This window comes from Dictyobacter aurantiacus (genome assembly GCF_003967515.1).
Lineage (GTDB): Bacteria > Chloroflexota > Ktedonobacteria > Ktedonobacterales > Ktedonobacteraceae > Dictyobacter > Dictyobacter aurantiacus.
In genome coordinates, this window is record NZ_BIFQ01000001.1 from 1,766,225 (window position 1) to 1,791,854 (window position 25,630).

Annotated in this window: 16 protein-coding genes, 1 tRNA gene and 1 rRNA gene; 8 read left to right on the top strand and 10 right to left on the bottom strand. The window is 51.9% G+C overall.

Going from position 1 to position 25,630, the window contains the following annotated elements; all coding sequences use genetic code 11:
• Positions 1 to 352 precede the first annotated feature (352 nt).
• Together KTT_RS07000 and KTT_RS07005 are read right to left on the bottom strand one after the other, a co-directional pair.
• The gene (locus KTT_RS07000; protein ID WP_218030849.1) at positions 353 to 904 is read right to left on the bottom strand and encodes an RNA 2'-phosphotransferase; all 552 of its coding nucleotides are present in this window, start codon (positions 902 to 904) and stop codon (positions 353 to 355) included.
• 150 nt (positions 905 to 1,054) lie between these two features.
• Entirely contained in the window at positions 1,055 to 2,863 is a 1,809-nt protein-coding gene (locus KTT_RS07005; RefSeq protein WP_126595296.1) for an FAD-dependent oxidoreductase, read from the bottom strand.
• Between the two features lie 545 nt (positions 2,864 to 3,408).
• Between KTT_RS07005 and KTT_RS07010 the strand changes: the two genes are divergently transcribed.
• From KTT_RS07010 to queG, 3 genes are read left to right on the top strand one after another with little or no spacing between them, the layout of a single operon-like run.
• Complete coding sequence (locus KTT_RS07010) at positions 3,409 to 4,470, top strand: ABC transporter ATP-binding protein (protein WP_235845627.1); 1,062 nt, start codon at positions 3,409 to 3,411, stop codon at positions 4,468 to 4,470.
• A gap of 11 nt (positions 4,471 to 4,481) precedes the next feature.
• A complete protein-coding gene (locus tag KTT_RS07015) occupies positions 4,482 to 5,390 on the top strand; it encodes an ABC transporter permease (RefSeq protein WP_160145699.1) in 909 nt (302 codons plus the stop codon).
• Between the two features lie 52 nt (positions 5,391 to 5,442).
• A complete protein-coding gene (queG, locus tag KTT_RS36675; protein WP_126595298.1) occupies positions 5,443 to 6,690 on the top strand; it encodes a tRNA epoxyqueuosine(34) reductase QueG in 1,248 nt (415 codons plus the stop codon).
• 339 nt (positions 6,691 to 7,029) lie between these two features.
• On the opposite strand, the gene KTT_RS07025 is transcribed toward queG, so the two are convergent.
• A 23S ribosomal RNA gene (locus KTT_RS07025) occupies positions 7,030 to 9,993 on the bottom strand.
• A gap of 628 nt (positions 9,994 to 10,621) precedes the next feature.
• Here KTT_RS07025 and KTT_RS07030 point away from each other — a divergent pair.
• Positions 10,622 to 10,912: a hypothetical protein gene (locus KTT_RS07030; protein ID WP_126595299.1), complete on the top strand. Its 291-nt coding sequence runs from the start codon at positions 10,622 to 10,624 to the stop codon at positions 10,910 to 10,912.
• Positions 10,913 to 11,026: 114 nt separating this feature from the next.
• Here KTT_RS07030 and KTT_RS07035 read toward each other — a convergent pair whose 3' ends face one another.
• Positions 11,027 to 11,365 carry a winged helix-turn-helix transcriptional regulator gene (locus tag KTT_RS07035; RefSeq protein WP_126595300.1) on the bottom strand — a complete coding sequence of 113 codons (339 nt, stop codon included), beginning with the start codon at positions 11,363 to 11,365 and terminating at the stop codon, positions 11,027 to 11,029.
• A gap of 204 nt (positions 11,366 to 11,569) precedes the next feature.
• On the opposite strand from KTT_RS07035, the gene KTT_RS07040 reads away from it, so the two are divergent.
• Both KTT_RS07040 and KTT_RS07045 read left to right on the top strand, forming a co-directional pair.
• Positions 11,570 to 12,916 (top strand): NYN domain-containing protein, encoded by a 1,347-nt coding sequence (locus KTT_RS07040; protein WP_126595301.1) that lies wholly within the window; start codon positions 11,570 to 11,572, stop codon positions 12,914 to 12,916.
• Between the two features lie 150 nt (positions 12,917 to 13,066).
• The gene (locus KTT_RS07045) at positions 13,067 to 14,134 is read left to right on the top strand and encodes a M42 family metallopeptidase (protein ID WP_160145700.1); all 1,068 of its coding nucleotides are present in this window, start codon (positions 13,067 to 13,069) and stop codon (positions 14,132 to 14,134) included.
• A 114-nt stretch (positions 14,135 to 14,248) separates the two neighbouring features.
• Here KTT_RS07045 and KTT_RS36680 read toward each other — a convergent pair whose 3' ends face one another.
• From KTT_RS36680 to KTT_RS07060, 4 genes are all read right to left on the bottom strand, one after another.
• Positions 14,249 to 14,611: a ribosomal protein L7/L12 gene (locus KTT_RS36680; RefSeq protein ID WP_218030850.1), complete on the bottom strand. Its 363-nt coding sequence runs from the start codon at positions 14,609 to 14,611 to the stop codon at positions 14,249 to 14,251.
• A gap of 22 nt (positions 14,612 to 14,633) precedes the next feature.
• Positions 14,634 to 15,089 carry a hypothetical protein gene (locus KTT_RS36115; RefSeq protein ID WP_160145701.1) on the bottom strand — a complete coding sequence of 152 codons (456 nt, stop codon included), beginning with the start codon at positions 15,087 to 15,089 and terminating at the stop codon, positions 14,634 to 14,636.
• Between the two features lie 278 nt (positions 15,090 to 15,367).
• Positions 15,368 to 16,390 carry a DUF6585 family protein gene (locus tag KTT_RS07055; RefSeq protein WP_126595304.1) on the bottom strand — a complete coding sequence of 341 codons (1,023 nt, stop codon included), beginning with the start codon at positions 16,388 to 16,390 and terminating at the stop codon, positions 15,368 to 15,370.
• A 24-nt stretch (positions 16,391 to 16,414) separates the two neighbouring features.
• A tRNA-Gln gene (locus KTT_RS07060) sits at positions 16,415 to 16,485 on the bottom strand.
• Positions 16,486 to 16,746: 261 nt separating this feature from the next.
• Here KTT_RS07060 and KTT_RS07065 point away from each other — a divergent pair.
• Positions 16,747 to 17,964 (top strand): Gmad2 immunoglobulin-like domain-containing protein, encoded by a 1,218-nt coding sequence (locus KTT_RS07065; RefSeq protein WP_126595305.1) that lies wholly within the window; start codon positions 16,747 to 16,749, stop codon positions 17,962 to 17,964.
• Positions 17,965 to 18,548: 584 nt separating this feature from the next.
• Here KTT_RS07065 and KTT_RS07070 read toward each other — a convergent pair.
• The gene (locus tag KTT_RS07070) at positions 18,549 to 19,403 is read right to left on the bottom strand and encodes an LLM class flavin-dependent oxidoreductase (protein ID WP_126595306.1); all 855 of its coding nucleotides are present in this window, start codon (positions 19,401 to 19,403) and stop codon (positions 18,549 to 18,551) included.
• A 434-nt stretch (positions 19,404 to 19,837) separates the two neighbouring features.
• Between KTT_RS07070 and KTT_RS07075 the strand changes: the two genes are divergently transcribed.
• Positions 19,838 to 21,013 (top strand): glycosyltransferase family 4 protein, encoded by a 1,176-nt coding sequence (locus KTT_RS07075; RefSeq protein ID WP_160145702.1) that lies wholly within the window; start codon positions 19,838 to 19,840, stop codon positions 21,011 to 21,013.
• A gap of 81 nt (positions 21,014 to 21,094) precedes the next feature.
• Here KTT_RS07075 and KTT_RS07080 read toward each other — a convergent pair whose 3' ends face one another.
• A complete protein-coding gene (locus KTT_RS07080) occupies positions 21,095 to 25,303 on the bottom strand; it encodes an MBL fold metallo-hydrolase (protein WP_126595308.1) in 4,209 nt (1,402 codons plus the stop codon).
• Positions 25,304 to 25,630: the final 327 nt, after the last annotated feature.

Below are 25,630 nucleotides of genomic sequence, written 5' to 3' on the forward strand. Positions count from 1 at the left end.
AAAGATCTGATGAGCTTTCATAGCTGCCAGATGTAAAAGTAGATGTTAAAGAATCTGCTGCTCTCAGAAACAACTCGCAGAATTAGCAACCGCGATAAATAGTGACTCCATATCTATATTCAATCCTGGATCCCGAGCTCCAAAATTATAGAAACTTTATCCATATGTATATCCATGCTGATGGCAGGCACCACCTGGCTCGGTGGCACATGCTGACACGCGCTACCTTCCTGGCTCGTAACTATGGGTGGGAACGCTAACATGATTATAGCGCGAAAAATTCACTTCTGCCAGAGGAGAGAGAGTGGATGCATATCAGCACAGAAACGTATCTCCCCCCGCTGGTAGAGAATCATAGTTGCCTGGTAAGGTATATAGGAGGGATGGCATCGGCCAGCCAGACACTCTCGTTTCCCAGATAGAATTGAACACCGTCCTGATAAGCCTCCAAGGCGGCCACAACCAGGATAACCGGCTGCGAGGTACGGCGCCGGGCAACCTGGAGCGCCGTCTCCCGATCCTCAGAAAGGTGGACATACTGACGTCCCATCGGTAACAATCCTGACTGGCAGATCCGTTCATAGGCCGCCGGGGTAGTACCGTGAAAGAGACGCGCCGGCGGAACTGCAGTCTCACGCTGCATGCGCTGCTGCAGAGAATGTCCATAATAGGCGCGAATGCGTCCCGTGCGCAATTCGTAGCGCTTCTTCCCGGGCAAGGCTATAACGTGTTCAATATCGCTCACCTGCAAATGCTTCCAGCCTGTACGATGCTGGCGCAGGGCGCTTACCAGAGCATCTACGGAGACCCAACCCTCATCATCCAGGGTCAATCCAAAGTTTGCCGGCTGATGGCGCAGGGCGTAAGCCATCGTGCGGCTAAGCTGTTGCAGGTCGATTTCCATTTCTCAATCCTTCTAAGCATGCCTGCTGCTTTTTAGGAGTTGGTGCACCAACTCAAATAATTGCGCTTTTTGCCATACTTCCTACATCCAGAATAAATAGAAAAAACGCGGGGATGATGGTAATCATCCCCGCGAGGCCTTTTTGCTGGCCTAGTTGACATTGATGACAGGTATCTTCGAAACGCTCCAGCGTGCGTTAGGGCTGGAGACCTCGAACTGCACCATAGAGATCGCATCGGTAGGACAGCGCACAATGCACAATCCACAGCGAATACATTTTTCTTCATCAATGATCATATCGGCGCCACCCCGCCAATCTTCGGCATCCTCATGCATAGGATCACCCTTGACGACGCGAGAGAGGCCTTCCATGCTAATGCAGTCATAGGGGCAAATGTCCACACAACCAGAGCAGAGAATACAGATTGAGGGATCAATCATAATATTCAACTGACACTGTAGACAGCGGCGCGCCTGAATGACGGCCTGCTCGGGAGTATAGCCGGTCTCGGTCTCACGGGTGTGAGCATAGCGATCTTTCAGCGGGAGTGAAGGCAGCATCTGATGTGGGATGGACTCATAGTTGTCGACCATACCACGGCGATAGTCGGGAAGCTCAACCTCTTCAGCAGCTTCCGCCGGCATATCGACACCACCCAGATAACGGTTAATGGCAGCGGCCGCATCACGGCCATCACCAATCGCCGAGATCAGGTTACGGGCACCCTGCGTAAAGTCACCGCCAGCGAAGAGGCCTGGATGGTTTGTCATCCACGTCTCGATGTCCAGCAGAGGCACACCCCACCTGTTGACCTCAAGACCCAGTTCCTCAGCTGGTAGCCACGATACGTCGCTATACTGACCGAAGGCCGGGATCACGGTATCAACTTTGATCTCGAACTCGGTGCCGGGAATGGGTACAGGACGACGGCGGCCACTGGCATCGGGATCACCCAGCTTGTTGCGAATAAAGCGCATGCCACTGACATGGATACCATCCTCGCTCATCACTTCCAGCTGCGTCACGAGATAGTTGAACTCAACATGCTCGTACATGGCCTCATCCATCTCGTACTCGTCCGATCCGGCTTCCTCTTTCGAGCGACGATACATGATGTAGACCTTTTCAGCGCCAAAGCGGACCGCTGTACGGCTGCAGTCCATAGCGGTAAAGCCAGAGCCAAGCACGGCTACACTCTTACCAATAAAGGCTGGCTCACCATAATTCGTCTTTTCCAACAGACGAATACCGTCGATTACACCATGCAGGTCAGCACCCTTAATTACTTTGTTATCGGGGCCGGTCAATGCATTTGGAATATAACAACCGGCGGCCAGGAATACAGCGTCATACTCTTCAAGCAGATCTTTGATCTGTACATCGCGGCCAACGCGCGTGTTGTACTTAATCTCAACGCCAATATCCGCCATATACTCATCACACTCTTCGGTGGTCACATAGCGGGGCAGGCGCCAGACTGGGATACCATTGACCATCACGCCACCGGCGGTTGGATACTGCTCATAAATGGTGACTGGATAACCCATATCACGCAGATCACGGGCACAGGCCATACCAGCAGAACCAGCACCCACAATGGCAACCTTTTTATCTTTGGTTACCGGAGGGCATACCGCGTGATGGCGATACTCACGGTGATCGGCCGCGGCACGCTTCAGCCAGCAGATGGCAATCGGCTTACCATCAACTTTATTACGCCGGCAAACTGGCTCACATGGTTTCGCACACGTGCGACCCAGCACGCCAGGCACAACGTTTGCTTTACGATTCAGCAGATACGCCTCATCGAAACGAGCCTGCGAAATCAAACCAATGTAGGTAGAAACATCCGTATGAGCGGGACATCCCACCTGACAAGGAATATTTGTCTGATACCAGTCCGGTGTCACAGTCACTGAACGATATCGAGCTTCCAATTCGCTATCGGGATCTATCATTTTAACCAAGTCCTTTCCTGGGTGCCGGGCACTCTCTTCTACCAGGTAGTGAGGTATGCTAGCACCCGGAACAGGGGAGACAACGTTGGCGGCACAAACCGCTATTACAGTCTGGTCTATTCCCTATTAAAATTGCAAATAAACGTTAGACCAATACTAGTAGGAACAACATGATTGCGTTTTTGCTGCGCGGCTAGCACGCTTCGCATTGAGATACGAATATCCTCATAGGCTAATTTTCCTTGTCAGATTATAGCATAAGGCCAGTCTCTGGAACAAGAAGAGAGCATGCAGGAACGACGTCGCTCAAGAAGAAGACCATCATGCAAAAAATTGGGAACCACCTTTACAGTCCCGGGTGGAAGTTCGTTGCATACTAACCGTATACTATTCGAATAGGAAATAAAGTCTTCCTTCCCTGCCTATCAAATAAAAAGGCAGATAGCGCTTACCTGGCTCTGTCGCAGTTAAACCGGGTAGGCAAAAGTAGCGAGACAACAGGTTTATACCATAAAATAGAGAACACAAAAGAGAAGGAGTCGTCGGTGAGCGATATAAGCATCCCCCCATATGACGGCATGCCAGTAATAAGCACCCAACGATTAACAAAGGCGTTTGGAAATCTTGTCGCGGTCAATGATCTAAATTTGCAGGTCATGCGGGGAGACGTGTTTGGTTTTTTAGGTCCCAACGGATCAGGCAAGACCACCACAATCCGCATGCTGCTTGGACTCATTCATCCAACGGCTGGTCGAGCTGTGCTCTTTGGCATGGACAATGCCTATCAGCTACCAGCTATTTTACAGCGCATCGGCGCAATCGTTGAAACCCCGACGTTTTATCCCTATCTGTCGGGCCTTGATAATTTGCGTGTAATCGCGGCCAATTCGGGGATGGTACTGGGGAGAGCTAATAACCGGCGCTATGAAGAGGTGCTGGATATAGTTGAGCTCAAGCAATATCAACACCTTGCCTACCGCAAGTACTCGCTGGGCATGAAACAGAGGCTCGGAATCGCCGCGGCCCTGCTAGCGGACCCGGAACTGGTGATGCTCGACGAGCCAACCAACGGACTTGATCCCGCCGGAGTCATTGAGATCCGCAAGCTTATTCAACGCCTGGCAGGATTGGGCAAGACCATTTTCTTATCCAGCCATATTCTGTCGGAAGTTCAACAGGTCTGCAATCGTGTAGCCATTCTGCGCAAAGGCAACCTGGTCAAGCAGGGCGATGTCAAAGAACTGCTGCGCGAAAAAGAGCAGGTCGAGATCCGTATGAACCGGCCGGAGGAGGCGCAGGAAGCGCTACGCATCTTACAGCAAATAAAAGCTCGGGAAGCCGACTGGATAGGGCATATCGCGATCGAACAGAATGCCCTGCGCCAACCACTGCTGCTGGTGGATGCTCCGACCGCCCGATCCGCTGATATCAATCGCTTCCTGGCGCGCCACGAGCTGTTCGCGGCTGAACTGCATCCACGAGAAGGAAGTCTGGAGGCAGTCTACTTACAGGCGACGGCACAGCCCAATCAACCTGGCGAGATCATAGCGATTGAGACGCCATATGAGCAAAAGCAGGTTGCTGATCATACAACTAATCGCACATGAGGAACAGTGAAATGAACAATCAAATAGAAGCAGCGATAGATCAGCCCATTCCGGCCCCCGCGCGCAGTGAACATGTCATCATGGGTAATCAGCATTTCATGAGCGTGCTGGGCCGTTCAATCGCGGGCGAGCTATACAAAATTCGTCGGCGCGCCATGTCCAAGGTTCTAAGCACCATCGCTATCGTGACGGTCGTCCTGGCCCTACTCTTTACAAACTCAACCTCGTCGCGCCTTTTTCCCAATATGATCGACACCACAATATCTGTTGCCAACTTCATTGGCACGATCCTGTTTATCATCCTGGCCGGTACAATTGTCGGTGGTGAATATTCGGTTGGCAGCATTCGTCTGATGCTGACGCGGGGACCAACACGCTTGCAATTTTTGCTAGCCAAGCTGGGAACGATGCTGGTATGCATATGTATCACGTTCATCTCATTGATGATTGTTGGTATAATAACGTGGATGCTATTAAATCTGCCCGCAGGCCGCAACATTGATTGGAGCTTTTTGAATGCGAACTGGCTCTTGCATACAACGCTCTACTTTCTGGCGACCCTGCTAAGCGTATTTACTTACTGTGTGCTGGCGATTAGCCTGTCCACATGGGGAAAAGCAACGGCGGCGGGCGTTACAGGCGTCTTAATCTGGTGGTTCCTGGAAGGTGGTATTAGTAGTCTATTTACCATTTTAGGGGGTCAGATGCAAAATGCATTTGGAACCTTTTTCGCCGCCATTCCAGATTATTTTATCGGCAACGCCCTGATGGCCTTGCGCACAAATCAGCAGAACTACCTGCTTGGAGAGGCCACAGGCTCGATCAATGATCTCCATGCGGGTATTGTGATCATTGTCTACCTGGCACTGTTCGGCGGCATCACCTGGTGGGCACTGAAGACACGCGACATTACCAATTAAGGTCATACGATACAAGTGAGACAGCGATCATTGACCATAGATAGAAGAGATAATGCTCAACGCACAGACTATTAAGGAATATGCATACAGCCTGGGTTTTGACGCGGCTCGCATCACCAGTGCCGCAGCATTTCCCGAGACCAAACAGATTATTCAGGAGCGCATCGGGCGTGGCTTGATGGATGGCCTGCCATGGTTTACCGCCGAGCGGGCTGAAATCTCCTGCCATCCAGATGCCTTGCTACCCGAGGCACAGTCTATCATTACGCTGGCACTGTGCTATCTCACAGAACAGCCTGAGGCACCTGATAAAAGGGAACCACATGGTAGCATCTCGCGTTATGCATGGGGAGATGACTACCATGATATCATCAAACCTAAATTGCAGCAGTTTGCCAGCTGGCTCAAAGACTATGCTCGGGATCAAGGCGGGAACGAGGTGGAGACGCGCCTGTTTGTGGACACAGGCCGCATGGTGGATCGTGCCGTCGCCCAGCGGGCCGGTCTGGGCTGGTATGGAAAGAATACCAATATCCTGACCAAAGGCTGGGGCTCATGGGTCTTTCTGGCCGAAATCGTGACGAACCTTCCCCTGGCATCTGACGAGCCGCTCAAAGCCAGTTGCGGAAGCTGTGAGATATGCCTGCACGCCTGTCCCACTGGTGCCCTACCCAATCCCTATGAGCTGGACAGCAGGAAATGTATCTCGTTCCTGACCATTGAACTACGCGGCAGTATTCCCGTGGAGATGCGGCCTCTGATGGGCAATTTGATCTTTGGCTGTGATATCTGCCAGGAGGTGTGTCCGGTCAACAAAGTTGCTGAGAAGCGTCTGGGCCTGCGTGATATGCAGGGCAAACCAATCATTCCCCTGCGCACAATTCAGAAGCATAGCACCGAACCTGCCATGGATCGCGATCCGGCGCGGAAAGCTTTTCAACCACGTAGTGAATTTCAGGCCCGTCCAACCGTTGGCAGCACACCTGAGCTTATCCCCCTCCTATCGCTGACGGAAGAGGAATTCAGGGAGCGCTTTCGCCGCAGTCCGATCAAGCGCACCAAGCGGCGTGGATTCCTGCGCAATGTATGCGTGGCACTGGGCAACAGCAAAGATCCCCAGGCAATTCCCGCACTCACCAAAGCACTGCATGACGATGAGGCATTGGTTCGCGGCCACGCAGCCTGGGCCCTTGGGAGTATCGGTGGCTCTACCGCCAGGCAAGCGCTTTACGATGCCCGGCAAACCGAGCAAGATCCAGAGGTGCTTAAAGAGATTCGCTATGCGCTTAGCATAGCATGATGTGCCTTCGGCTCTTGACGCTACGCGCCTGCGGCGCTCAATAATAAAAAGGAAAAGAGCTGTGTGAAAAACGTGCGCACGCACGTTTTTCACACAGCTCTTTTCCTTTTTAAAAGAACGCATGGAGGTGTTAACGCCTCCGCGTCAGGTGGCAAATATGTAAAAACAAAAAACCACCAATGACCTAAAGATCGTTGGTGGAAGCACAGCAGAAAGCCGGGACAAATCCAGGACCTACTTAAAGAATACCATTTCCTCAATTTTGCCGCGCCATCGGTCAGTCAGAGACCGAAGCAGAGGACACGCATCGCATGCGTCCACGATGAAGATACACAATGGTGAAACAAGCCGTACGATCATTAGGGCGACTTCGCTCCGCCTGTTACCAGGTGTCCACGTGTCGTCTATCGACCAGGTCGTCTTCCTGGGATCTTGACTCTTCAAGAGAGTGGGAGAACTCGTCTTGGGTGCGGCTTCGCGCTTAGATGCTTTCAGCGCTTATCCCTTCTCGACATAGCTATCCAGCTCTGGCCCGGGCAGGCCAACTGGCACACCAGCGGTCGAGCCATCTCGGTCCTCTCGTACTGGAGATGACGCCCCTCAATTCTCCTACGCCCACGACGGATAGAGACCGAACTGTCTCGCGACGTTCTGAACCCAGCTCGCGTGCCGCTTTCATGGGCGAACAGCCCAACCCTTGGGACCTACTCCAGCCCCAGGATGCGACGAGCCGACATCGAGGTGCCAAACCTTGCCGTCGATGTGAACTCTTGGGCAAGATAAGCCTGTTATCCCCGGGGTAGCTTTTATCCGTTGAGCCACACTCCTTCCACTCGGGAATGTGGGATCACTAAGCCCGACTTTCGTCCCTGCTCGACCTGTCCGTCTTGCAGTCAAGCTCCCTTGTGCCTTTACACTCTGTATGGGTGATGTCCATCCACCCTGAGGGAACCTTTGGGCGCCTCCGTTACCCTTTGGGAGGCGACCGCCCCAGTCAAACTACCCGCCTGATCCTGTCCACGTCCCGGCTCACGGTGACGTGTGAGAAACAAAACACAACGAGAGTGGTATTTCATTGCCGTCTCCCCTACCCCCACAAGGATAGGTTCTCCGACTCCCACCTATGCTACGCACGCTCTGCCTCGTTTCGAGGTCAAGGTGTAGTAAAGCTCCACGGGGTCTTTTTGTCCTGTCGTGGGTAACCCGTATCTTCACGGGTACTTCAATTTCGCCGAGTCCTCTGTCGAGACAGTGCTCAACTCGTTACTCCTTTCGTGCGGGTCGGAACTTACCCGACAAGGAATTTCGCTACCTTAGGACCGTTATAGTTACGGCCGCCGTTCACCGGGGCTTAGATTCGCAGCTACGATCACCGCTCCTCGTAACCTTCCGGCACTGGGCAGGAGTCAGCCCCTATACTTCCGCTTTCGCGTTCGCAGAGACCTGTGTTTTTGGTAAACAGTCGGTTGAGCCAATTTCTTGCAACCCCCTCACGCTCCTGGCAAGCCAGTCTCGCTACTAGGGCACCCCTTCTTCCGAAGGTACGGGGTCAATTTGCCGAGTTCCTTAACAGAGGGTCGCTCGATCACCTGGGGAGTGTTCCCCCTGCCTACCAGTGTCGGTTTGCGGTACGGGCGGAGATAGCTCTGGCGAGAGGCTTTTCTTGGCGGCCTAGGGGCCGATGACTTCCGCGAACTGACGTCCGCTCGCTGCACGTGTCATGCACAGGAAGCCGGGATTTGCCTCGGCTTCGCACTTCACCGCACAGACCCATCCTGTCCAATCGATGGGCTCACCTTCCTTACCGCGTCCCCCCATTGCTCAATAACGAGCATCTCCGGTGCAGGAATCTCTGACCTGCTTTCCATCGCCTACGGCTATGACGCCCTCGGCTTAGGACCCGACTCACCCTGGGACGTTTGACGGTGCCCAGGAACCCTCAGGCATTCGGTGTGTCTGGTTATCACAGACATGACGCTACTCATTCCGGCATTCTCACTTCTCTTCGCTCCACCAGTCCTTGCGGTCTGGCTTCTCAGCTGGAGAACGCTCCCCTACCAACTTGACCGAAATCAAGTTCCATGGCTTCGGTAATCCGCTTGAGCCTCGGTACGTTGTCGGTGCCACGACACTCGACCAGTGAGCTATTACGCACTCTTTAAATGGTGGCTGCTTCTAAGCCAACATCCTGGCTGTTTGGGCGTTGTGACCCCCTTTAACACTCAGCGGATACTTGGAGACCTTAGCCGATGGTCTGGGCTGTTTCCCTTTTGACGACGAAGCTTAGCCCCCGCCGTCTCACTTGCATGCATGCTGTCCTGGCATTCGCAGTTTGCTTGGGTTTGGTAACCTGCACGAGGCCCCTAGCCCATTCAGAGCTCTACCTCCAGGATAGTTCATCATACAGCTGTACCTCAATACATTTCGGGGAGAACCAGCTATCTCCGTGTTCGATTGGAATTTCTCCCCTATCCACAAGTCATCCCCCAGTTTTGCAACACTGGTGGGTGCGAGCCTCGACGGACTGTCACATCCGCTTCACTCTGCTCATGGATAGCTCACACGGTTTCGGGTCGCATCGCCGCAACGTTCGCCCTGTTCAGACTCGGTTGCCCTGGGGCTCCCCAGCTTTAACGCTGGTTAACCAGGCTACGACGATGCACTCGCCGGATCATTCTACAAAAGGCACGCCATTAGCCCTTGGTTCCTCGTGGAACAGTGGCCTCTGACTGCTGGTGAGTACGTGGTTTCAGGGTCTCTTTCATCCCCCTCTCGGGGTGCTTTTCACCTTTCCCTCACGGTACTTGTTCGCTATCGGTCGCTAAAGATGTGTAGCCTCGGAGGGTGGTCCCCCCAGCTTCCCACAAGATTGCACGTGTCTCGTGGTACTCAGGATCCCGACCCACGTTAACAAACCGTCCTTTACGGGACTGTCACCCGCTCTGGTCGCGCTTTCCAACGCGTTCAAGTAGTTCGTCATTGTTTGATGTCGGTCCTACAACCCCGACCATCCCGAAGGATGATTGGTTTGGGCTCCTCCCGGTTCGCTCGCCACTACTACGGGAATCTCGGTTGATTTCTCTTCGTCGGGTTACTGAGATGTTTCAGTTCACCCACTGCCCCCCGTCACTGCCTATGTGTTCAGCAGGCGGTCTCCAGACATCACTCTGGAGGAGTTGCCTCATTCGGAATCTCGGGGTTCATCGCTTGTATGCAGCTCCCCCCGAACGTTTCGCCGGTCTCCGCGTCCTTCTTCGGTCTTTAGCGCCAAGGCATCCACCTCGTACTCTGTGTAGCTTGTTCTCTACGTCTCTCATCATGTACTATGAATGCTTTGACTTCTGCTCTTCTTCTCGAAGAGAGAAATCGATCCTCTGCTTCAACTCTGGCTGACCATATGTGCTCAGCAAAATTGAAGAAATGATAATCTTTAGTTGTTAGTGTGCTTTTTATGCGGCTCGCATCGCTCTCGTGCGGCGCTCAGATAATATGCCATACATTGCTGGCTTTGTCAACACTTTTCTGCAGCTTTTTTTGGCAATGTGCCAGATTGGTATACATGAACCTGTTAAGGGACTGGTCAACTGGTGCGCGACTGGCTGTATTAGCTCTTCAAACAAGAACCTGACAGGCTCACATTTAGCGCATCCGGGCCACTGAACCGCTTGATACCAGGGATAAGAGCGCAGAAGATGCAGATACGCCAGTTCGTAGCGCATGGGCTACAACAGGTGCCTAAGCCAATGAGAGGGCAGCGAAAACGCAACTTGACGTTTAAAGATTGTTATGCTAAAATTGTCGGAGTGTAGTATGAACCTGACAATCCACCTATCAAAAATGTGGTGTGTTGCAGTGTGACAGAGTAGTCTCAACGACAAATATGAAGTAAGCAATTGAAAAATTTTTCTTCCAATTATTTAGGGAGGGAGAAATGCCGGCCACGTTCAGTTACGCGAACATCTTACATGCAGTTGGTCAGGTTCTTGACCAGATTGGTGTTAAGAGCATCGCAATCCATGAAGAAGAGGATGGTCTCTTCGTAGAGGGTTTCAATAGTGACGGCCAGCTGCAGGTGCAGATGCGTTATGATATCGCCAGTCTGTATGAATTAGTGAGCAGAGCGGATATAGAGGCAGAAGAGCACACCACGACTCAAACTTCCGGTGTGTTAAGCCGCTTCCTCTCTGAGCATCACCGCGAGCTGGTTGGAGCATCACTTTAATACGTTTGGGAACAAACACGAGAAAGAACCGGGGGCAGACCTCCGGTTCTTCTAACTTAAATTACGTGGGTAGGGGGAGTAAACTGGCTACAACAAGATCTAGTGCATGTATATCTACTTATCATCGCACAACCACTTTTTTCCGTAGTTCCGCATACTATCGATTACAGGCACCAGGTCATACCCCTTCTCCGTTAGTGAATATTCAACGCGAGGAGGTGCTTCTGCAAATGTCCGACGACTGATAATTCCCTCTTCTTCTAAAGAGCGCAGTCGTTCGGAGAGTGTTTTGGGGCTGATGCCCTGGAGAGAGCGTTCTAACTGATTGAACCGCTTGACACCAGTGGCTAAATCACGAATAATAAGTATCGTCCATTTACCGCTCAAGACCTGAGCCGTGCGGGCAACCGGACAAATTGATTTATCTATGAGATGAGACTCTATTAGCTCCATTACTGGTTACTCTTTGTATCTCTTGTTCTTTCTCAACTACAGAATATACCATAGTAGGTACTCAAAGTAAAGCGCAGACCTCTCGACTTTAACCATAAAGTATGATATGCTCATAGCTAAGAGGATACACTGCTAGGTAATCCGAGCACCTGAACAATCATAAATCTTGGCCTGCGCGGTTTCTCCCTATGAGAGGAGAAGGTTGTGCCCGAAGATATTGCTTTATTCATCGATTTTGAGAACATACGTTACAGCATGCTGAATATACAACGGCGAGAGCCCGACCCACAGGAACTTATTGCTGTGGCTCGCCGCTATGGCACTGTTATGGTCGCCCGCGCTTATGCGGACTGGTCTCGGCAACCCGAGCCATTTAAAGGGAGCCTGACGGCAGCGATGATTGATCGCGTCGATTGTCCTGCCAAGCAGAGGGACCGTATCCGCATGGGCACGATTCATTATGCATCTAGTAACCCCCCAACTGGCTCTCTTGGCTCCTCAAACTACGTTGCTGAGCAGGGAACCGGCGCTTATCCCCGGCAGTGGCCCTCGAACATCTCAGGTAATTCTGGTTCACTTCCCGCGATTCAACCAGGAATGCTGAACAATGGTTGGCCCACTGAAGCAGAATCCTTGCAACATGACCTGGACGATAATTTGCTCACCGACGAGGAACAGCCTCCCGATGAACAGTATCCCATGTCAGATGACCCGCAACGCGAGCCTTATCGCCAATCGCCCTATGGAACCTCTTATGGCCAATCCAGTCCGACCGGTCCACTTGGGCAAAGTAATACTGGTCCTTTAGGATATTCAAATAGTGTTCAGCATACCGGCAATACTGGTCATATGCCCGCCGTCAATCCTGGCAATAGCACTATTGTACAGAGTACGGTTGTGCAGAGTACGGTCGACCTGAATATGTTGATGGATATTATTGAAACTGTTTTTGACCGTCCTACCATCTCGACATTTGTGTTGATGACAGGCGATAAAGATTTTACTCGAATCAGTGCCCGCTTAAAGTTACGCTTAAACAAAACTGTTATTGTTGTTGGTATTCCAGGAACCGTCAGCCGAGATTTAATCAGTAGTGCTAATCAATTTGTGCCTCTTGTTCCAGGTGGCGTAGGTGGTACCACCGGGCAATTACCTATTGTCCAGATGTCACCCAGCAATGCGCTGGGCGCGAGTACTGGATCTATGCCCGCAGTTAACTTTAATAATAGTGGATCTCAATATCAGCAGCCACCTTATGGCAGCCCGCCAATGGATGTACTTGATCCACAATTCTTACAGTTCCTCGATTATATCGACCGCAACTGGTCCTGGCGCACAATTATCGGGGTGTCTAATTTTATCGGCGATCCAGTCAATCCAAAGAACCGTTTCCGTGGCCGTTTAACACGGGAATCTGCTCGTGAGCTGCTGAATAACTGTATCCAACAGAATATTCTGCTCGTTCAGGCCGATGCGACGGGAGCGGAGGATTTGCGCTTGAATCGTTCCCATCCCGGTGTTGATGAGGTACTCAAACAATTTGTGCGCTAATACTTACGTTAAGCTAATTAAGTTTATTCTGTAAAAGCTCAAAAGAAAGAACGTGAACCCGGTACTGGCCTCCTCCAACCAGGAGTGAGACCTGACCGGGCTCTTTGTTTTACGCTTATAGCTATTTCTATACTTTTTATGGAGGTTTTTATGATAGATGAGTCACGCGTCTCGTTTTTAGAACGTCTGATCAGCAGCCCCAGCCCGTCTGGCTTCGAGCAGCAGGTACAGCAGGTCGTGCGGGAAGAGATCAAGCAATACACCGACGAGGTGCGTACCGATGTCCATGGTAATGTGATCGCAGCCCTCAATCCACAGGGGACGCCTCGCGTTATGCTGACCGCTCACGGTGATGAGCTCGGCTTCCTGATTCGTTATATCGATGAGCAAGGCTTCCTTTATTTCGCCCCCATCGGGGGATTTGACCCTTCAACACTCCCTGGCAACCGCGTACATGTACATACACCTTCTGGCCCCATCCTGGGCGTCATTGGACGGTCGCCGGTGCATACCTTGAGTAGCGAGGATCGCGGCAAGAGTCCTAAACTGGCGGACCTGTGGATCGATATCGGCGCCACCAGTCAGGAGGATGCCAGGAAACTGGTACCCCTGGGGAGCGTAGCTACGCGCGCGGCTCTGCTAGAACGCATGCAGAATGATACGATCGTGTCGCGTGCCCTGGATGATAAGTCCAGCATCTTTGCCCTGGTGGAGACGATGCGCCGCCTGCACGAGAAACGAGAAGCATTAAAGGCTGGAGTCTTTTTCGTCTCGGCGGTTCAGGAAGAGGTAGGCTCTCGCGGCGCACAGACGGCGGCCTTCAGCGTCGATCCTCTGATCGCGGTTGCGGTTGACGTCACCTTTACCTCTGACCATCCCGGTACCTCTAAAAAAGAGCTGGGGGATGTCAGATTGCATGGCGGTCCCGTTCTCTCTATCGGCGGCCATATCAATCCACGCGTCTACCAGCTGCTGGTAAAAGCGGCCGACGAGGCCGGCATCGCCTGGCAGATTGATCCCCAGGCCGCGCGTACCTCTACCGATACGGACGTTATCCAGGTGGTACGTGGCGGTGTTGCGACCGCTTTGGTGAGCATCCCTTGCCGCTACCTGCATACCGGTTCCGAGATCGCCTCGCTGAAGGATATCGATGAGGTCGCAGAGCTCCTGGCGCGCTTTGTGCTAGCGCTGGATAAAGACACCAACGTCATTCCTTAAGCACCCTCACGAGTGTTTGCTCATAGCAGCATGAAAAAAAGAACCACCTTATGAATCTAACTTCGTAGGGTGGTTCTTTTTTTCATAGCATGCAAACCGGCCATAACGTATCCTTTATCTGTTGCACAAAGACGCCCCCAACCAGTCCACAGCTTCTTTGGCTTCTTTCAATCCCACGCCGGTCATTTCCCTGTAATACTTGATGGCTTGAAGTTTTTGTCCTGCCTGAACCATGGATTGCAGCTTATCTGTATCCATATATGGATTGGCCGCAGCCTTTAGTTCTCTCTCAATGCTCTCAACAGCTTGCTTTGCTTCTCTTAAACCCACACCTGTGCGCACTCGATACGTTTTAATGGCGAAGATCTTACCTTTATACGTAAGGTCCCACACAATCTCTTCCTGCAAACTTGTAAAGGAAGGCTTCTCAGGCTCCCACTGCTGACTCCTGTTTTTGAAGCCACCAAAGATATGCATACCTAACCTCCGCTGACTCTGATTACATAGGGGGCATCTGCTGTGGGTATTCAGCTTTAGGCTGATATGGATCCTCTTGTACCTGCTCAGGGGCCTGCTCATATGTCTCTTCAGCGTAACGTGCACGCTCATCATCTACTGGCGCTTGATATTGATAGCCCTGCTGATAAGGTTGATAATATGGCTGATCCGCCTCAGCCGTTTCGCGTGGCTGCGGAGTCGGCTGGTAATATGGCTGCTGAGGCGAATTTGGGACGCCTGGATTATAGTAAGTCGGCGGCGGATTCATGCTGCGCGAACTCATCCGGCTGATAAATGCGATTATCAGAAAAACTACAAATCCCGCAAAGATGAGGCTCCATAAATGATTGGGCAAAACCCAGAAAAAGGCGAAGAACAACCACCAGGGGAAACCACCAAACCCCCTGCGTCTGCGGCGATAGCGTGGATACCCCGAACGATCGTCAAACCAAAACATGATATAGTCCTCCTCGCAGCATTCCTGCGAGCGTATCCCTATCTGTATCTCTACGAATATTTATCACTAAATGTTATATCTGGTCTGATTTAAATATAACATTTAGCAATTTCTATGTCAAGTGTTACCGATTTTCTCGTACACTATTTTAAAATGCGTCTCAAAAAATGTGCGGCAATTAGAAATTTGTATGCTCTTTAAAGCATCCAACGTAATATAAGGGCCTCTATCCAATTACTTCTCAGACGGCCATCGGTTTAAATAAACGATATAACGTATTACGAAATCGGACGTGAAAAAGTTGTGAGGGTGGTTTCTAGATGGCGGCGAGAATTGCTAGATTCGGGGAATGCTTGCTTCTGACGCGAGATCAGGATGTATTTGACCAGTTCGACAAAAACACTGGCATCTGACACCTGCGATAGGTAGCTGACGTCCAGGCATGTATCATCGACACTTATCAATGCAATACCTGAATCGACATATGCACAGGCGCGCAACTGCTCCCAGTGAAAAAGTTGCTGCCCATTATCAATACCTTCCCAGTTCACAGTAAAACGGCCGAACAGAACGGGCTCACCAGAGTAATAGGCGGAGCGAGCACGCGCGAACAGAGAGCGAAATGCTTTCCCACAAATAATGTGCTGAACCGCTGTGCTATTGGCCCAGCTGCTCCGCAATTTCAAGCTACTCCCATTACTACATACGATACGCGCGCATCCTTTATCTGAGCGTATCGATATAATCTGCTCCCAGCGTATAATGCGCCGGCGCTGTAATTTGTCTATAAACAGGCAACCATCGGTACAGATCATGATAGAACGGGAGAGGGGCATAAAATAGAGAGCGACGACGGTGGCGATGAATCCTGTAATGCAAAGGAATAAACCGCCAAAAATATACGCCGCCGGATCCGGCGGCGTAGCGTGCATCATCACCAGGTAGCTACCCAGGAAGACCGGCAGCAGGCTCGCAATGGTGCCAAATACATTGAGTGCCAATAAACGCTGATTCCCATGTCTATACATTATCCAGCCAGCAATAGCAGGAACAGCCAGCATAGCCAGTATCCATAACCATGCTGTAGAAAGATGATAGGTAATGGTGGCAGAGATGGTCAATATAAAACCACAGGTAAAGCAGCATAAACCCAGGATCGCAACAACGGTGAGTTCAGCAAACAGGATGAGGTCACGGGATGAGAAAGAATGAGAAAAATCAAAACGAAATTTCCGTGTAGGAACACCTAATTTATACTTTTTGGCAAGTAAATGGTCTTGAGGTAAGATATGATTTGCCACGAGCAATGTTCCTTTAGATTAAGGCTGGAGTGCAGGGATTCGAACCCCGATTACCTGATCCAAAGTCAGATGTCCTACCATTGGACGACACTCCAATATGCTCACCTTCACTATAATAGCTCTTTCTTTACCGGTTGTCAATACACATCTCAGGCAAATTCAGGCTGATCAGTTTAGGCTTCCCAGAGTATACAAGGCTCTCAGATAAATATATGCCTGATCTGAGTTTATGTAAATAGATCGTTATCATATTCCACTTTTCTTGCTGTGTTGGCACTCGCTTGTAGCATTGGTAAATATACTGTATTCATGACATGGTAGTGTAACAGATACAATACCGAAATCAGGAGCAAAATATGGGTACGTGCATACAACGTCAATCATTACAATCATTATACATGAATGCCACCGTATGCCTGCTGGCCTTGTTTATGCTGGCAGCCTGTTCACTGGACAATGGAAATTCCGGCACAAACACAACCACTGGTAAACCCACAACGCCAACCTCGATGCCCGCTACGGCCACGGCTACGGCCACGCCTTCTATAAAATTGGGCGCCCAGCCCTGCCCGGCGGCCGTCAGTCAACCTTCTTATTGGAACACAAAAATACCCACGCAGGCGAATGTCAACCAGGTCGAAAACGTTACCTGCGCCAATTTGATGGGAAAGGTCGATCTGCAGGCTGTGGTCACGGTACGCTACGCGGGCACCGGACATATGCTGGATGTGCATGTTTACAATAATATCACCAATCCCAAACCTGATGGGATTTTTCAACTCACCAACCTGTATAACGGTGAGGCCAGGATTAGCACGTACAATACCCTGTTAACCAGCGAGGCCAATCAAAAATCTCCACAAAACCTGAATCAGCCCCCGGCCTCCATCACCAATGATCTGCAACGCGAGTTCAAGTGGTCAGACAGCAACCAGACACTTGTGCCGGTGACGTTTCCTGGCTTCTTTCCCAGTACCACGCGCTACCAGGCGGAAGCGGATCAGCAAAAGGTGAATCAGGGGCAGGAAGCCTGGCAGTTGAACGCGGAGTTAGTGGCCAGCAAATTTGTGGCGCAGAGTAAACTCTTTAACTGGCAAAATGGCATACAGACGACAACTGTCAGCGGTGGTGGAAAAAACGATGTCAATGCTATCGTTAAAGTCGAAAAGACCGCTCCGGCCGGTAGGAATGCCGTTACCATCACCATGAGCCGACTGGAGAATAACGCCAATGGCGGCATCTGGATCGTCACCAGGGTGGATAGTCCGCAGCTATCCATCACATCCCCAGAGCAGCAGAGCCGCATCCAGAGTCCCGTTACCGTGTCAGGTAAAGGAACGGCTTTTGAAGGGATCATTGGCAAGATTTCGATTTTCGACAGTCAGTATAATATGCTGGGCAACGCCAATGCCCGTGGACAGCAGGGCAATGGCATGACATCTTTCTCATCTAGTGTAAACTATACGCCCACCTTCAAGAATGGAAGTGAGGAAGGAATCGTGGCGATATTCTCTTACAGCAACGCCGATGGCAGTGTAAGTGGATTAGCCATGGCCAAAGAAATTTTAAGCTAGCATCTCATGAGGAGGTGCTCAGAATGTATCTGACTCCCGTCACCACAGGGGTACGTGAGCGCCCCCACACGCGCAACCGCGCTGGTTTTGTGTGTTGGTGCATGCAGGGGCGCATCAGTGCCCCTGCATGCACCAACACAATGGACTCGTGAGCATTGGAGGGGCGAAAGCTTATGCAGGCAGCAGTCGATAAGCATGGATGTAAGACACATTCTCACAGATCTTGTGTCTATTGGCGCACAGGGTGTGCCTTTGCACACCCTGTGCGCCAATAGACACAACCAGGACGTCCGTAAGCCGCTTGCGACACAAAAAAAGGGGAGAACAAGGGCGCAGACCCTCTTCTCCCTTAAATCATCTCAAAATACAGAGATGACACCACCTGAGCGAGCTAAGCATCATGGTTGGTACATCAGGGTTCCTCCTGATGCTTTACTTTCTTACCCTCTTTATAACATAAGAAGTGGTTGACGCCTACACTTTTAAGGCTCTTGCCAGTTTTTTTTATCTTTTTTTAATACGTTCAATTATAAACAGAGATTAATACATGTAGGCGATTGGCAATTTTCCGCCATCCTGCACCCTCAGGCTCGATCGGGAGGGCCCTGACGGATAAATGAACGCAATTCCTGCAGGGTTCCCCGCTCCCAACTAAGATTTTCTATCCACCAATTCGCACCTGCCTCCTCATAGACGCTGACCAGAGCGGCATCGTGTCCGCGATCATTTCCATCCATGATGCCCCATTGGACACGTGCATAATCCGCAGAAATCTGGTCGGAAGTCTGTTGCGAACGAACATAGTCAAAACACGCATGCGCCTGTTCAGGGGACATCTGCTCCGTCATGCCCACTCCTTTACCAATCGGACATACCCCATCCCAATTCGCCGCCCGGCGCATCGGCTTTTTATTGGGCCAGACGCCACCAACCCAGATCGGGATGCGCGGCTGTTGAATCGGACGCGGCAGGTGGCGAACATTCTCGATCTGATAATATTGTCCCTCATAAGAGATGCGCTCACCACTCCAAAGCAATGAGAGCAGCTCAAGCGCTTCATCCATGCGTGCACCATACGTTTTTGTATCTCCCGGCTCGTGGTAATTGACGTATTCAATACCACCACCGCTTCCAACCCCCAGAATCATGCGTCCATTGGAGAGTTGATCCAGCGTGGCTACTTCGCGGGCCAGTTTCCAGGGGCGGCGCCTCGTTACTGGCGTCACCATCGTACCGAGCCGGACGCGCCGGGTACGCATCGCCATCGCGGCCAGCATCACCCAGGGATCAAGTACCTCATCACCCCACTTATCGCCAATGTGATCCCAGACAAAAAAGCCATCCCAACCAGCCTGTTCAGCTTCATACGCCACTTCCGCCACCAGGTGAATATCAGCAAAATCTCCATGACAGTTAGGGATCGCAAGTCCAAATTTCATACATCGTCTCCTTCGATGTGCCAGATAAATGCTTTCAAAAAGCCTGATGAGCAGCGGCGGCTGCGCGCAGCCGCCGCTGCTCATCAGGCTTTTTGAAATGCTCTGCTCAACCTTACCCCTTATTATACATTAGTTAATTTTTATATGGGTGCATGGAGTGCACGGATGGGCACTCCATGCACCCATATAAAAACCGAGAGTCTTATTAATACCTATGCAATTTTGCAGTCTATATATACACAAGATCTCAAAATATCTTCTCATTTATTGGTGCAGCGGTTGCTTAAATCGCACCTTTTGCGCCGTTAAAGAAAGAATGGTTACGAACAGGCGTCTACACGGGGGCGCTTTGAGGTTCATGGTGATGGGCTTCATGCAGGCATATCTTAGAAATGGCACAGAATGAACAGGTCAATAGAAAGAGTGAGGCACGCATGAAAATTGCACAGGTAGCACCACCCTGGATCGCAATACCACCGAAAAGCTATGGTACCACTGAATATGTAGTCTACCATCTGGTTGAGGAGCTAGTAGCTCTTGGGCATGAAGTGACCCTGTTTGCTCCTGCAGATGCTCACACGTCGGCTAAACAGGTTTCTTTTATTCCAAAATCGTTGATTACGGAAGGTGTGCCCTGGCAAGCTACGTTGAAGGCATATTACCACCTGCATAAATCGCTCGAATATATTGCCGAGCACGATTTTGATATCGTACATACCCACCTCGCCTCCAGCAGCGATATGTATATTTTTCCACTGACGGCGCTAATGTCGATGCCACACGTGATGACCCTGCATGGCTACTTTCCATTCGATCGTACTATAGACAATTGGACGGGGGATGCGGATGGCTATTTTATGGAGTGGGCGCAACATGTACCTCTGGTTGCCACAAGTGAAAGTGCACGCAAGCAAGTAGCTCAGCTCACGCCACAGGCGCACTTCGCGGGCGTGGTACATCATGGCATCCATATTGATAAATGCGAGATCAGTGCTCAGCCCGTTGGCGATTACTTTATCTGGCAGGGACGCTTCACCTATGAAACTGGCGCCCACCTGGCCATCGAGGCCGCCAGGCGTGCGAGGCAACCATTGATTCTGGCGGGGATCAAAGAATCCCACAATCGCGATGCGATGGATTACTATCGGCATCTGGTAGAGCCATATATCAATGGGCAGGACATCCGCTACATCGGACCGGCAATGTATCGCAACAATATCGAGCTCTTACGCCAGGCCAGGGCGCTGCTGGCTCCGCTGCAATGGGAAGAGCCCTTTGGCGTTGAGATGATCAAAGCGATGGCCATGGGCTGTCCCGTCATCTCGTTCGCGGCCGGGGCAGCCACAGAAATCGTGGATCATGGACGGACAGGATTTCTGGCGCACGACGCGGAGGAGATGGCGCACTATATGAATTACATCTCTAACATCGATCGTCAGCACGTGCATGCGCATGCTGAACGTTACTTCTCAGCCCACGGGATGGCCGAAAAGTATCTGGCCATTTATCGCAATATTATTGCATCCCCGGGACACGGCGGAGGGGTCACAACCCCTGCTAGCACGCAGCCACTGGTCAGTGCGGCTACCTCAGATATGCTCTCCGCGTAGCAATGGCGCTCGCGGATCAGTATATATCTCGGCCCCGCAGTCCTCTCCCACTGCGGGGCCTCCTTCGTTGGATGCAGAAGACTATGTCAGTTGGATGTGCCAGCCAGTCTCTTTTTCCAATTCCTCCAGCAGCGTGGTATCGATGTGCCGCTGTCCATTGGTAAACTGCAGATTGACCATGAGAATATGGCGAATGGCATCCACCAGCAAACGCCGGATATTCCCATATGTTCCCAACTTTGTCTGTACGATAACCTGGGCATCCCGCTCATGCAGAGGCGCTCTGGCTGTGGCTTCGACCGAAGCTTTTTGCTCGTTGCTATTGGTGGCCAGGTAAAATGCCTGCTGACCCGAAAAGTCCAGTACGAGGCTCCAGCCGGTCTCCCGCGTGAAGCATTGCTGGATATGCCGTATCTGCTCTGGCTCCAGGATACCGGTACAGGTCAGCCGCAGCGTTAATTGCTCGTGCAGGATGGATTTCTTGCCAATGATGGTCACATGCGCGGGCAATAAACGTATAACCGCTTCAACTAGAGCTTTCTGATGGACATCTTTATCAACTTCAATTTTCCAACCTGTCTCCTGAGACAGGTGCTCAAGTTGTGCGGCATAACGGCTCCGGGCCAGTTCAGGAAAGAAAAAATGCAGCCACAGGGTAGTACGCCTGTCATCCACCCCTAACTGATAGAAGTCAGATGCGGTCCCAAAGGTTTCAATAACGCGGACCATGGCGTCTCCGCGCGCTAGCATAGGGATGTGCTCTGATACGCACTCTTCCGCCAACACCTCAACGGAAGAACCACGTAGCTCAAGCTCCCACCCGGTCTCCTCAATGAAATGCCGCCGCGCCTCTTCCACCAGTTCTGGAGCGGCCTGTCCGACGCACACGATACCCACCTTGCGCTTTTCTTGATAGATTGATGGCGTGTCGACGCAGGAGAGTCCTTCAGGCAGGATGCGGGTCAAGACCTCTTTCAGCGCCGGTGGATAGATAATCATATGCAGGCGCACATTCCAGCCGGTTACCCCCGAAATTGAGGCCAGCCGTTCAGCATAGCGCTCCCTGGCGATATCAGGGAAGGCAAAGCGTGGAATCAAGGTGTGGCTATCCACCTCTACTTTTACGCGCAAATAACCAGGCAGCGGCTTCAAGAGCTCTTGCGCGTAATGGAGTGCATCCTCCATGCGATATGGTTTATCAGTGGGACGCGTCGCCAACGCCCGGCTATGCAGATGGGAGCCGTTCGTCGTACCAGGCAGGGAAGAGACATGCAACAGCGAGAGCATCCAGCCGGTTGTAACCTGAAATTCGGTGCGCGCATCGCTAATGTCCTCTTGCGAATCGTAGCCATCATAAATGAGGCGCACCGTTTTCTGTGCCGGCAGAACCTCTGGCATTCCAACGCAGACCAATCCATCAGGCAGCGAGCGCCGGGCGACCTCGATCAGGGCATCACGAGCAGCGATGGGAACGATCTTGACGTGCCAGCCGGTAGCGTCGGCGATCTCTTGCCATAAAGAGGCATGACGGCCACGCGCGACATCGGGGAACAAAAACGAAACGATTAAATTGGAATCCTCGGCATAGACCCGTACAAAGCCCGGTAAAGAACTGAGGCGTTGCGTGGCAAATTGAAGCGCCTCCTCAGGCGATACCAGCACACCGGCGACTGGCTCCGCGACCATCTCGGGCAACGTCTGAGGAAGAGCGGTCGCGCCAATGGTTGCGCCGGTAAACGTGATATGCCAGCCGGTCAGATCACGATAGTGGGTCTGTGCCTCCTTCAGTGCCTGGGGCGTCGTCTGTCCACTGGCTTCAAAATGAATATGTTTGCTTTCCTGATAGACCGAAGGATGGCTCTGAATGCTCAGTCCCTCCGGAAGCACCTGCTGGGCAACCTCGCTGAGCGCATCTTGATGGGCATATGGCGATATAATAATGCTTACATCAACCTCTTCAGCGGCTTCGGACAAAGCCTGCTGATACTTCTTTTTGGCGATGTCCGGAAAGTGGAAGGAGAGTGTAAGATCGCCTGTATCAGGATCAAAACGTCTGCGATAAAGGTCGGGAGGATTACCGATATGCTGCTCCAGAATCTGCAATACCATGCGGCGATCAAGCTGGGAGGTTGAAGGCTCGGCCTCGTCTTTCTTCAGCGCCTCCTGCCAGTTGGGAGCCAGGGTATAGATGGTCTGACCCTCTTCGAATTGCGGCATTTGCTGCACATAAAAGAGTGAAGAGCTACGCTGCACCAGGTCCGCGACCGCCAGACGATCAACCAGTTCCCTGGAAGAGACACCGATCAACTCGCACAGCTCGCTCAATGTGTAGCTGGTATTCTCCTGGCAGGCTAGAGCCAGTTTGCGCGCGGAAAGTGAGCGGCGCAATACACGCGCCTGGCGGCTCAATTCAGTAAGATAAGACGAGACCTGGCGCTCTTCGATATGTTCGGGCAGCGCGCCCAGTACATCTAGAATTGTAGAGTAGGCATAGCGAATCCGATCGGATACGCCAGGGGCGAACTGCACACGTACAGAGGCGGTCGGCAGGAGACCCCGACATAAAGCGGGCATTGGACTGCCACCAAAGGCGACCTGCACAAAGAGCACCTGGCCGATCAAATCACTAAAGAGCTCCGAAGCTGTGCTTTTGCCACGCACATAAAACGCCTCTTCAAGCGCCCGGTGCGGCATAAAATAGCGATAGCGTGGATCTTGCTTGAGCACATCCAAAATACGAGTAATGGTCTCTTCGTGCGCCTGCCCCTCCCATATCAGAGCCAGTTCGCGCGCGGTTACGATACGCAGGAGAGGAATCTGTGAAACAACCTGCCAGAGCTGCTCAACATGGGCCCGTTCAAAAAGCCGTCCTTTGCCGATACCAACGGCGAGCTGCGATAAGGCGACCGCGTGATTATGTGTTACAGGATACACAACCCGGCCGGCAGAAATGGTAAACTCTGCCGCGTTATCTGGTAACAATACCTCCGCATCGGGCAGGCGCGCGCGCAACGCCAGCCGCGCCTCTTCATCTCCATGAACCAGGGCTACATATAAGGGCTGCAGAGAGGCTGCGTAACTGGCCAGCTCGCCAGCATCGGCATGGGCCGACAGGCTATACTTGCCCACATGGCACTGTATCAGGGTACTGACGCCGTCCAGATCGAGATGGTCCTGGCGCCGATCCACCACATCCAATAAGCGCCGGCCCGGCGATTCCTCATCCTGATAGCTGGTAATTAAAATCGAGGCCTGGGGATTGGAGATCAGGCGCGAGGCGTACCAGACGCTGGGTCCACCCGTCAGCATGCCAGAACTGGTAACGATGCAGGCCGGCTCACCGGCCAGAATATGTTCCCGATCGTGTTCATCCTTGACATATGTAATGCGCCGTCCGGCAAAAGGATAATAGCCCTTACTGATCTGGCGTGTCAGACGCGGGGTCAGCGCTTCTGGCAAAAGATGATAGGTTGAACAGACGCGGCGCACCAGGCCATCCACATAGATTGGGAATTCTGGGATCAAGCCTTTCTGCTGCGCATCCACGAGCAGCAACAGTACCTCCTGTCCCCTCCCCAGACCGAAACAAGGAATCAACACATGACCGCCACGCTCAATGCCTTCGGCGACCGCCTGCGCCAATCTCTGCTCCTCAGCCTGCCGATTAGCGTGCAACCGCGCCCCATATGTAGCCTCAAGCACGAGAAGATCAGGTTTCTCAATCGGCGGCGGCTGGGCACCACAAACGGTGCGCTGCTCAGTCACACTGATATCACCGGAGACCACCAGAGAGCCGTCAGAAGCGACGAAACCAAAGCTGACCGCGCCAGCGATATGTCCTGCCGGGCTGGCGATAACGGTCACTTCAGGCAGTTCTGGGACTGTAACGGCCTCTCCAACCGGCAGAGGACGTACCTGATTAAGCATACGTTCAACCAGATCACCAGGGTAAAGAGGAAGCTCCATCTCATCAACGGCCCGGCGCTGCATGATGCGCTGCGCATCCGCCAGCATCACCTCCATCAACAGGCCCGTCGCACGTGAAGCAAAAATAGGAGCATCTGGATATGCCTGGTGTAGCAGTGGCAACGCCCCAATATGATCGGCATGGGCATGGGTAACAAAGATTGCGCGGACATCTTTGTCCTCCAGTAACGCAAAATTGGGGAGAGGGTCGGCACTGCGATCTACACGCACACCCGCATCGATGACAATCCACTGATCAGCAATTTGAACAGCAAGACAACTGGCGCCAACTTCATTGGTGCCACCAATAAATAGTACATGCATAGACAATCCTTCGTCATATGATGATGATGCAACACGTATGCATTACATCATCAGCCTAAGTATCCTTCTAAGTCGAACCCCAAACACGCTGCTTGTGAGAGCTGCACTCTGACAAGAGCCATTGAGAACACATCACAACTCAACACATATGTACCCTTTGCCTGGGTGGCAAAACATTGCCAGCATCCACACAGGTCGCTACACCCGCGTAACAACACATCCATCATGTGGTCACAGAGAAGAAATATGTGAAGTAAAATATCACAGCAAACGACATCTATTCTATTATTTTAACGCATAGATAGATACTTTTACAATCTTTTTCAT